General features: G+C 66.6%; 9 protein-coding genes. 5 read left to right on the plus strand and 4 right to left on the minus strand.

The window, feature by feature from the left end:
- Nucleotides 1–37: 37 nt before the first annotated feature.
- From QBJ89_RS19645 to QBJ89_RS19655, 3 genes are all read right to left on the minus strand, one after another.
- Nucleotides 38–442, minus strand: a complete 405-nt coding sequence (locus QBJ89_RS19645; RefSeq protein WP_277982155.1) for a hypothetical protein — start codon at nt 440–442, stop codon at nt 38–40.
- Nucleotides 443–453: 11 nt separating this feature from the next.
- Nucleotides 454–1,518 carry a hypothetical protein gene (locus tag QBJ89_RS19650; RefSeq protein ID WP_277982156.1) on the minus strand — a complete coding sequence of 355 codons (1,065 nt, stop codon included), beginning with the start codon at nt 1,516–1,518 and terminating at the stop codon, nt 454–456.
- 310 nt (nt 1,519–1,828) lie between these two features.
- Nucleotides 1,829–2,455, minus strand: a complete 627-nt coding sequence (locus QBJ89_RS19655; protein ID WP_277982157.1) for a retropepsin-like aspartic protease family protein — start codon at nt 2,453–2,455, stop codon at nt 1,829–1,831.
- A gap of 254 nt (nt 2,456–2,709) precedes the next feature.
- On the opposite strand from QBJ89_RS19655, the gene thrS reads away from it, so the two are divergent.
- From thrS to QBJ89_RS19680, 5 genes are all read left to right on the plus strand, one after another.
- Nucleotides 2,710–4,695 carry a threonine--tRNA ligase gene (gene thrS / locus QBJ89_RS19660; protein ID WP_277982163.1) on the plus strand — a complete coding sequence of 662 codons (1,986 nt, stop codon included), beginning with the start codon at nt 2,710–2,712 and terminating at the stop codon, nt 4,693–4,695.
- Nucleotides 4,696–4,793: 98 nt separating this feature from the next.
- Nucleotides 4,794–5,384: a Uma2 family endonuclease gene (locus tag QBJ89_RS19665; protein ID WP_277982158.1), complete on the plus strand. Its 591-nt coding sequence runs from the start codon at nt 4,794–4,796 to the stop codon at nt 5,382–5,384.
- 232 nt (nt 5,385–5,616) lie between these two features.
- A complete protein-coding gene (infC, locus tag QBJ89_RS19670; RefSeq protein WP_277982159.1) occupies nt 5,617–6,147 on the plus strand; it encodes a translation initiation factor IF-3 in 531 nt (176 codons plus the stop codon).
- A 211-nt stretch (nt 6,148–6,358) separates the two neighbouring features.
- Nucleotides 6,359–9,169 carry a TonB-dependent receptor gene (locus QBJ89_RS19675; RefSeq protein WP_277982160.1) on the plus strand — a complete coding sequence of 937 codons (2,811 nt, stop codon included), beginning with the start codon at nt 6,359–6,361 and terminating at the stop codon, nt 9,167–9,169.
- Nucleotides 9,170–9,388: 219 nt separating this feature from the next.
- The gene (locus tag QBJ89_RS19680) at nt 9,389–9,607 is read left to right on the plus strand and encodes a hypothetical protein (protein WP_277982161.1); all 219 of its coding nucleotides are present in this window, start codon (nt 9,389–9,391) and stop codon (nt 9,605–9,607) included.
- A gap of 613 nt (nt 9,608–10,220) precedes the next feature.
- Here the strand turns inward: QBJ89_RS19680 and QBJ89_RS19685 are convergent.
- Nucleotides 10,221–10,529: OmpA family protein (locus tag QBJ89_RS19685; protein ID WP_277982162.1), on the minus strand; the 309-nt coding region annotated here is incomplete at its 5' end.

Raw genomic sequence — 10,529 nt, forward strand, 5'->3', positions numbered from 1 at the left:
CGTGGCATCCCGGCCGGCCACCCGCCACGGCTGATCTTCAGTCGCCGGTCACCTCGCCCTCATCGTCCCTCAGCTTGGCCTTGACCCAGCGGCGCCGCGCGTCGGTGATAAGCTGGCTGATCTCGTCGAGCAGCCAAACGCCCTCCTTGGTCTTCCCGTTCGTCATATCGGGATCGCTTAGAAACAGTGCCTTGGCTCGCGCAGAAAGTTCGACCGCTTTAGCGTAGCTCTCAGCGCCCAGCTTCGGCTTCACTCGGCTCAGCGCGGTGTCGAGCTGATGGAAGCGCGAATCGATCGTCTGGTCGGGCAAGAAGCCTAGCCGATCGACAAAGGTCGGGGCCTCGAGCATCATCGATGCGAGCTGATCATCCAGCTCTCCCAAGTTAGCAGGGATGAAGGGCGCGCCGCTTGCCAGCGGACTTCTGAATACATAGTCGTTCATAAGGCTGCCCTCTATCGCCGAAGAATGTAGCTTGTGCTTCTACCCAGCTCGCTGGGCCGGATGATGACAACCATAGACGGCTTGAAGTTAGCGTTGAAGAAACCCCGTATCTGCGCCTGCCCTCTAGTTTTTGCCGAGAGCGAGACATCGAAGGCAACGTCACCGACCCTGATATCGGGGCGACGAAATCGCCCGTTCTCGCCGACAGCCTCGTTCCGATTGAGCCTGACCGGCCCAGCGCCGGAACAATCAACTCCAGCCAAGAAGAACCGCTGCCGCAACTGCTCGCGAACGCGTTGGTCAACGAAATTTCCAAGTGCCTCTCGTTCACTCAGTCGGATCGGAAGCATTGTCAGCTTAAGACGCCTCAAACCTTCTTGGTAGGCGTCATTCGTGGCTCCTTGCGCGAACCGGTAAGTCTCAAGCTGCAGCGGCTCAAGATCGCCCTTCACCCGCATGGTCAAAACCGCGCGGTCGAAGCGGAGTCCGTCGATGAGCCGCCGCTGCCCATCTTCGCTATAAGGAAATTGAAAGGACTGAAAGACATAAGTCGGATCTAGTTGATGGATGTCGCTGAGGATCTTCTCCGCCTGCACCCGCATCAGCGCGGTTCGGACTTCTGCCCCCGGCCCAGTTATATCGAAGATCTGGTCTGCCAGCCTGAGCGGTGGCCCGAGCGCTGAATGCTCGTCGACCTGCCACTCATCCAGCGTCATCGGATCCTCGAAGGCGCGCATGTTGCCGCCGCGCGTCTCGGGCGGTTCCGGCGCGCCGATCGGGATCAGCGTCGGGCCCGGCTCGCCCGGCCGGTAGACGCCGTCCGAGCGGACGACACCGCCCTCTCCTACGCCACCGCCCTCACCTCCTCGCTCCGGCGGTCCGTCGCGCGCCGCCGCCTCGCCGCCCGGACCGGACGTGAAGCGACCGTCGCGCGGGTCGTGCCAGGGGTTGAACTTCAGTTCGACGCCGTCGTCGCGGCGAGTCGGGATCCGCCCCGTCCGGATCCAGATCGAGAATAAGCGCCGTCGTTCGGCGGGGCTCACCCCCGCCGGTATCCATGCCCGCTCCATGTTCATCGTGTCGCCCCGCCCTGCCGACGCGGCGAGAACATCTGAGCAACATTCTCCAACAAGGCAATTGCGGATGACGCGTGATCGCCGTGGTGGGTCAGCGTGGGGAAGGGGACGGCGCGATCGGTGTGTCGAAAGGCGTTTGCCCCCACGCTGTCGCGGCGGGGAAGGCCGGGGCCCAGTCGGGTAGGCCGTGGTGGGACTTACCAACGTCCCCCAACTGGACCCCGGCTTTCGCCGGGGTGACGGTCAGTGTTGGGCGAAAGGGAGCATCCTAGCGGTCAAGATGACAGCCCGCTGGCCCCTCCCCCGCCCCCTACGCCTCCTGCGGGTGGTGCGGCGTGAGGATCAGCGTGCGCCCCTCGACCCGCCACGAGCTCAGCCGCGACAGGAAGTTCATCCCCACCACGTCGACGTCGCCGAAGGCGGGCGACACCACCACCGCGAGGTCGCGCGCCACCACGTTGCCGAAGCGCAGCTCGGCCAGCGCCCCCGTGTCGGCGCGGATCGTGCCGTTGGCGGTCTTGAGCAGCAGCGGGAAGGTCGCGGGCCGCACCTCGACCCCCGCCGCCGCCGCGGTGGCGGGCGACAAAGCGGTGATCGTCGCGCCGCTGTCGACCAGCAGCCGCCGCTCCACCGTCGCCCCCGGCGGACCGAGCCGCGCGCGCACGTAGAAATGGCCGTCGGGGCTCATCGTCACGCGCGTCTCGCTGCCGGAGACCTGCTGGCTCTCCACGTCCAGCGCGGCGGCGACGCGACCGAGCCAGGGGTCGAAGCGCTCGCGCTCCACCAGCAAGGTGTACAGCAGCACCGCCAGCCCGCCCCACACCGCCAGGCTCACCAAGGTGCGCAGCAGCGGCACGCGCCGCGCCACAATCGCGGCCACCAGCAGGGCGCCGAGCAGCAGGTAGAAATGCGGGTTGGCCGAGACGTCGACGGGCATGCAGAGGATATAGGGAGGCGACCGCCGCGGATAAGCCTACGCTGGCGCCGCGGCACTCGCGCGGTTATATCGGCGCCACCATGCGCACGGCCCGGCTCACTACTAGCATCCCGGCGCGGCCCACGGCCGGCGCGCGCGTCACCCGCTGACGCGCCCCGCCGCCCGCGCCACGCCGGGCAGGCTCCCTCTTTTCGTCGCTTCACGCGCGCCTTAGGGCGTGCTCCACGGTTCTCGCAGGAAGATTCTCCATGGACATGCTCTCGATCACGCTGCCCGACGGTTCGGTCCGCGAGGTGGAGCCGGGCACCACGCCCGCGGCGATCGCCGCCGCGATCGGCCCCGGGCTGGCCAAGGCCGCGATCGCCGCGCGCGTCGACGGCGAGCTGCGCGACCTCTCGCGCCCGCTGACGCAGGATTCGACGTTGGCGCTGGTGACGCAGCGCGACGAGGCCGAGGCGCTCGAGCTGGCGCGGCACGATCTCGCGCATGTGTTGGCCGAGGCGGTGCAGCATCTCTTCCCGGGCACGCAGATCACCTTCGGCCCCGCGACCGACGACGGCTTCTATTACGACTTTGCGCCGAAGGAGCGTCCTTTCACCGACGAGGACCTGCCCGCGATCGAGGAGGAGATGCGCCGCATCATCGCGCGCAACGAGCCCTTCACGCGCGAGGTATGGACGCGCGAGCAGCTGATCGAGACGTGGCAGCGGCAGGGCGAGACCTTCAAGGCGGAATGGGCCGCCGAACTGCCCGATCACGAGGAGCTGACGATCTATCGCCAGGGGCAATGGCTCGACATGTGCCGCGGTCCGCACATGCCGACGACGGGTCGGCTCGATCCGCAGGCCTTCAAGCTGACGCGCGTCTCGGGCGCTTATTGGCGCGGCGACCAGAAGAACGCGATGCTCAGCCGCATCTACGGCACCGGCTGGCTCAACAAGAAGCAGCTCGATGCGCACCTCCACATGCTGGAGGAAGCGGCGAAGCGCGACCATCGCCGCATCGGCCAGGACATGGACCTGTTCCACCTCCAGGCCGAGGCGCAGGGCTCGGTGTTCTGGCACGCCAAGGGCTTCGTGCTTTGGCGCCAGCTCGAGGCCTATATGCGCCGCCGGCTCGATGCCGCCGATTACGCCGAGGTGAAGACGCCGCAGCTGATGGACGCGCGCCAGTGGGAGCAGTCGGGCCACTGGGGCAAGTATCGCGAGAACATGTTCGTCGTCCCCGACGAGATCCCCAACACCGCGGACGAGGGCGCGATCTTCACCGGCGAGGGCGACCTGATGGCGCTCAAGCCGATGAACTGCCCCGCGCACGTGCTGATCTTCAAGCAGGGCATCAAGAGCTATCGCGACCTGCCGATCCGCATGGCCGAATTCGGCTGCTGCCACCGTAACGAACCGCACGGCGCGCTCCATGGCATCATGCGCGTCCGACAGTTCACCCAGGACGACGCGCATATCTTCGTGCGCGAGGACCAGCTCGTCGAGGAGGTGCGGAAGTTCTGCGAATTGCTCGACAGCGTCTACCGCGACCTCGGCTTCGAGGATTATGCGGTGAAGCTGGCGCTGCGCCCGGACAAGCGCTTCGGCGACGACGCGATGTGGGACAAGTCCGAGCAGGAGCTGCGCGACGCCGTGCACGCCTCGGGGCTGTCGGACGCGATCAAGGCGAAGTTCGAGGAGCTGCCCGGCGAAGGCGCCTTCTACGCGCCCAAGCTGGAGTTCCACCTCACCGACGCGATCGGGCGGACCTGGCAGGTCGGCACGATCCAGTCGGACCGCGTGCTGCCCGAGCGGCTCGACGCCAGCTATGTCGGCGAGGACGGCCAGCGCCACCGCCCGGTGATGCTCCACCGCGCCATCCTGGGCACGTTCGAGCGCTTCATCGGCATCCTGATCGAGCATCACGCCGGGCGCTTCCCGCTGTGGCTCGCGCCGGTGCAGGCGGTGGTGGCGACGATCGTCTCCGACGCGGACGACTACGCCGCCGAGGTGGCGGCGGCGCTGCGTGCGGCGGGGATCCGGGTGGAGACCGACACGCGCAACGAGAAGATCAACTACAAGGTACGCGAGCATTCGGTCGCCAAGGTGCCGGTGCTGCTGGTGGTCGGCAAGCGCGAGGCGGAGGAGCGCAAGGTCGCGGTGCGCCGGCTCGGCAGCCAGGCGCAGGAGGCGTTGACGCTCGACCAGGCGGTGGCGATGCTGCGCGGCGAGGCGACTTCGCCCGATGTGCGCTGATCCGCGTTCCCGCGCTGGCGCGGGGCGTCAGCGCGCGTGGGCGAAGCGTTGGCGGCTCTAGGCTCCTTCCCGCACAGGAGCACAGGTAGGAGGCGGCGATGACGATCTGGCAGGAAATCAGGGCCGGCACGATCCCGTCACGGCTCACGGTGGCGGACGTCTACGCACTGACCGACGCCGGGATGCTCGCCGAGAACGAGCATTTCGACCTGATCGACGGAGAGATCGTGCCGATGGCGGCAGCGAAGTCGAGCGACCACGAGCGCGTGAAGCAGCGCCTCGGGCGCGTCCTCAACCTCGCGCTGCCGCACGAGCAGGGCGTGTTCGTCGAGGCGGAGATCGCGTTCGGACCGTCGGACCTGCACGAGCCCGATCTTGCCGTCTGGCCTGCCGAGATCGGCTCGCAGGACGTTCGCGGGCCGGACCTGCTGCTGCTGATCGAAGTCGCCGTGTCGTCGATCGGGTACGACTTGCGCGTCAAGGCGCCACGCTACGCCAGCTTCGGCGTGCGCGACTATTGGGTGGTCGACGCAATCCGCAAGACGATCCGCGTCCATCGCGCGCCGGTTCAAGGTGCTTATACCCAGGTCGAGGAATATGAGGCGCATGACCGAGTCGGTGCCTTGCTCCTTCCCAGCGTGAGCGTCTGCCTGGCGGAGATCGACGGACCCGCGGTGCGGCGGTGGTGAGTCGGCGGGCGAGTATGCGACTGAGCGCTCACCCGCCACCCCGGCCCAACGCATCGACGGCGCGCACCAACTAGCGCCCGTCCCCCCATCCCGCTGCCGCACGCAGCCTCCTTGCGGCGCCCACGCGATCTTCCGCGCGGCGGTGATGTAGCGCCCCTTCTAAAAGCGCGCATTCTCCCTTATATTGCTCGGCAGAACAGCCAACGGAGATTTACCTATACCTCCCCCCACGATGCGCCGGCCGATGCAGGCGCCGCCGATGAACGGGCCCCGCTTCAACGAGTGGATCCAGAGCCCCAAGGTCCGCGTGATCGATCACGAGGGCGAGAATCTCGGCGTGATGTACACGCGCGAGGCGATGGAGCAGGCGCGCGAGCTCGGACTCGACCTGGTCGAAGTGTCGCCCAACGCCGATCCGCCCGTCGCCAAGTTCCTCGATGTCGGCAAGTTCAAGTACGAGGCGCAGAAAAAGGCGAACCTCGCACGTAAGTCGCAGAAGACGCAGGAGATCAAGGAGATCAAGATGCGTCCGAACATCGACGACCACGATTACGACACCAAGATGAAGAAGGTGGCGGAATTTATCGGCGAGGGCGACAAGGTCAAGGTGACGATGCGCTTTCGTGGCCGCGAGCTGAGCCACGGCCAGCTCGGCATGAACGTGCTCCAGCGCGTCGCGGAGCAGGTGGCCGAGGTCGCCAAGGTCGAGGCCTATCCGCGCATGGAGGGCCGTCAGATGCTGATGGTGCTCGCGCCCAAGTGAGCCGATCGGGCCGCGGCTAGGCGCCGCGGCCCGCTTGCTTTCCGTAGCGTCGTGCCGCCGCGGCGTTGCACGCGCTCCACACCCGATCTTGAAAATCACCGTGTCGGGCACGAAAGCGCTAGACGCGCCCTCGGTGTGCGCTAATCTCTCCCCAATACCGAACCTTCGAAAACGAGGGTCGGGATAACAGGACCTTGGGAGAGGGACCGCCATGCGACTGAGCACTATCCTCTTGTCGTCGGCCGCGATGATCGTCGCGGCGCCCGCGCTGGCACAGCAGGCCAGCCCGGTGACCAGCAATGCCGCAGTCGACGGCCAGAGCGACACCACATCGGACCAGGCCGGCGACACGCGCGAGCTCAACGCCAACGACATCGTCGTCACCGCCACCCGCCGCTCGGAGCGGCTCGCCGACGTGCCGATCTCGATCAACGCAGTGAGCCAGCAGGCGCTGCAGAATTCGGGCGCGACCGACATCCGCCAGATGGCGCAGCTCGCCCCCTCGCTCAACGTCTCCTCGACCGGCTCGGAGGCCAATGCCTCGGCGCGCGTCCGCGGCGTCGGCACGGTCGGCGACAATCCCGGCCTGGAGAGCTCGGTCGCGGTATTCATCGACGGCGTCTATCGCAGCCGCACCGGCTCGGGCCTCAACGATCTCGGCGAGGTCGACCGGATCGAGGTGCTGCGCGGGCCGCAGGGCACCTTGTCGGGGCGCAACTCCTCGGCGGGCGCGATCAACATCTACACCAAGGCGCCGTCGTTTGACTTCGGCGGCTATGCCGAGGGCACCTACGGCAATTACGACTTCTATCGTGCCGCGGGGGCGCTGACGGGGCCGATCATCAAGGACGTGCTCGCCTTCCGCGTCGACGGCGTGTGGCAGAAGCGCGACGGCTTCTACCAGGACGTCGCCAACGACACCGACTTCAACAATCGCGACCGCTATCTCGTCCGCGGCCAGCTGCTGCTCGAGCCGTCGTCCAATTTCTCGCTGCGGCTGATCGGCGACTATACCCGCCGCGACGAGAAATGCTGCGGCGCGGTCTATGTCGACACGCGCGAGAAGATCGATCCCACGCCCGGCGTCCCCGGCGACTATGCGATCAATCCCGCGGGCAACCGCATCGTCAGCGTGATGACGTCGCTGGCCGCGCTGCGCGGCTACCCCGCCGGCTCGGTCTTCCCGGGCGGCAGCGACCCGTACAGCCGCCGCATCGCCAACACCCCGGGCCGCGACTATTCGAACGTGACCAAGGATTACGGCGGGTCGGGTCAGATCGACTGGAACCTGGGCGGCGCCTCGCTCACCTCGATCACCGCCTATCGCGAGTATAAGTCGGACGGCGCGAGCGACATCGATTATAACGTGCTCGACATCGGCTATCGTCCGAACGACGGCAACAACTACCGCCAGTTCCACACCTTCACCCAGGAGCTGCGGCTCAACGGCGAGGCCTTCGGCGACCGGCTCAACTGGCTGATCGGCGGCTTCTACAGCAAGGAAGACCTGCAGGTCGTCGACAACCTCAAGTTCGGTCGCGACTATGGCGCCTTCGCCGCGTGCCGCATCGTCGCGACGATCAACGCCAACGCCGCTTTGCGCAACCCCGCCAACCCCGGCTGCCTCAGCGCGACCGGCAGCGCGGTCCTCTCAGGCCAGGTGCCCGGCACGACTCCCGCGTTCGGCGCGGCGACGCCGCTGCTGCTCGCCAACATCCGGCTACTCGGGACGCTCAACGACCTCGGCACCACGCGCGACGAATATAACCAGGACAGCCAGAGCTTCGCGCTCTTCACGCACAACATCTTCAAGCTGAGCGACACGCTGTCGCTCACCGGCGGGCTGCGCTGGACGCACGAGCGCAAGAAGTTCGACGCCAGTTTCGGCAACAACAACACCGTGTGTCCGCAGATCCAGACGCTGCTCGGGGCGGGGCCGGCCGGCAACCTCTTCAACAACGCGCAGCTCGCCGCGCTCACCCGCGGCATCGCCACGCTCGCCTGCACCGGCAACAGCTCGGCCGCGCTCAACGGCCGCCAGATCGCGGACGATTTCAGCGAAAGCCAATTCACCGGCACCGCGGTGCTGAGCTGGAAACCGAGCGACCGGCTGATGACCTATGCCAGCTACTCGCGCGGCTACAAGGCGGGCGGCTACAACCTCGACCGCTCCGATCTGGGCGACGCCTATAATCCCGCGACGATCGCCAACATCGACGCGGGCCGGCTGCGCTTCGATCCCGAGACGGTCAACGCCTATGAGATCGGCTTCAAATATTCGAGCCGCTCCTTCACCTTCAACGCCGCGGCGTTCCGCTCGGAGTTCAAGAATTTCCAACTCAACACCTTCAACGGCACCAATTATGTCGTCGAGAATATCGGCTCCTGCTCGGACAGCCTGAACGGCGCCGACCGCGACGCCAGCGCGACGACGGGCGTCTGCACCGGCGACGTCAAGTACGGCGTGCGCAGCCAGGGCATCGAGCTGGAGGCCGGGATCTACCCGGTCGAGCACCTCGCCTTCGCGATGGGCTATACGCTGGCCGAGACCAAATATCGCCGCAACCTGGTCGGCTCGGACGCCGGTGCCGCGCTGGACCCGGCGCTGTTCCTGCTCTCGGGCGCGCAGATCTCGAACGCGCCGCGCAACGTGATCACGACCTCGCTGAGCTGGACGCCGGCGATCGGAGACGGCGGGATGAGCGCTTTGTTCTACGTCGATCAGCGCACGTCGTCGGATTATAACACCGGCTCGGATCTGTTCGCCGAGAAGATCCAGGATGGCTTCACACTGGTCAACGCGCGCGTCGGCCTGCGCGGGCGCGACGAGCGCTGGGCGGTCGAGGTCTGGGCACAGAATCTGCTCAACACCGATTATCAGCAGGTCGCGTTCAACACGCCGTTCCAGGGCGCGGGTAGCCTTGAGCAGGTGCGCAGCTTCGGCGGCGTCGGCAATCAACTATTCTCATCGTTCCTCGCCGAGCCGCGCACCTATGGGGTGACGCTGCGCACCCGCTTCTGATCGACCCTCGACTTGGCGCCACCGCCCCGCGCGGTGGCGTCCGCGGCTCGATCCGTCGCTCGACTCACTCATCCCATGGCGTTCTTGTCGATTTTATTAACCTTATCTTCGTCAAATTGGGTTAATGATCTGCCGTCAACATCGGCGAATCGGTTCTGACTAGGGGCTTCTTGCGATAGAATAAATTAGCAAGATCGCCCGAGCGCCCGTGGGGGTGAAATGATGAACGTGGATGTTCTCGGCCCATCGATGGCCGAGCAACTCGAACAGATCCTCTGGACCGCGCGCAGCGCGGGCAGCAGCCTCATCGTCTCGCGGAGTCAGCACCCCGATACGATCGGGATCATGATGCGCGAGGGGCTCGTACGCGAACGCCTCGGCCACCTCGTGCTCACCCCCAAGGGCCAAGCCCGCCGCCGCGAGTGCGCGCCCTACTGAACGCGACGCTCGGGAGCCGGAACGCCCATCACCTTCAGGCGTGGCTTGGCCGTTCTTGCGACGTCACATCCGCTCAGCGCGAGGCACCGGCGGGCGATCTCACCCGAACCCGTGCAACACTCCTTCCTTCGGTGACATAGCGGTCCCGACAGGATGTCCTACGTCGCGCCGCTCGCTCCGTGCTCCTGCGCACGCAGGAGCCCACAGCCAAGAGCAGTGATTGCCGTTAGTCTGACCTCGGATATCGGCGGGGTGATCTTCACATGGATCCCCTGTCAGCGTGAAAAGAGCGCGCGCGTTCGAGGCCGCAGCGCCGCTTAGGACCATTATGGCAGGGGACGAGCGGGCGACGACGGACCAATATCACCGACAGGCCGCCGCTCTCATTGGCAGATCCCGTTTGCGCGCGCTGACGCGCTGCAATGCACGCACGCACCCCGCAGCCCGGTCCACGCGGTGCTCCAGCAGCACGCAGCGCAGCGCCGCTCGGCCATCGGCGCTTCGGCAGGCTGAGCGCCCGAGCGCGCGACCAAAGCGTCGCCAGGTGATCACAAAAAGAAAGGGAGGCCGGCTCGCGCCGACCTCCCCATCTCGTTCGCCGTAGCGATCGACCTTACTGGCCCGCACCCGGACCGTAGGTGATCTCCACGCGGCGGTTCTGCACCTCGCGGACACCGTCGGCGGTGTCGACGCGCGGGCGGCTCTCGCCGAACGCCTCGGTGCTGATCACGTTCTCCGGGATCGCCTTCGAGGTCAGGTACGCCTTGACCGAGTCCGCGCGGCGCTGCGACAGCCCCACGTTGTACTTGGCCGAACCCGAGCGGTCGGCGTGACCCGCCAGCATGACCTGCGCATTCTGGCAGTTCTGATACTGGGTGACGGCGTTGTCGAGGATCGACGCGGCCTCCGGGGTGACGTCCGA

The sequence above is a fragment of the Sphingomonas phyllosphaerae genome, from assembly GCF_029623345.1.
Classification (GTDB): Bacteria; Pseudomonadota; Alphaproteobacteria; order Sphingomonadales; family Sphingomonadaceae; genus Sphingomonas; species Sphingomonas phyllosphaerae_C.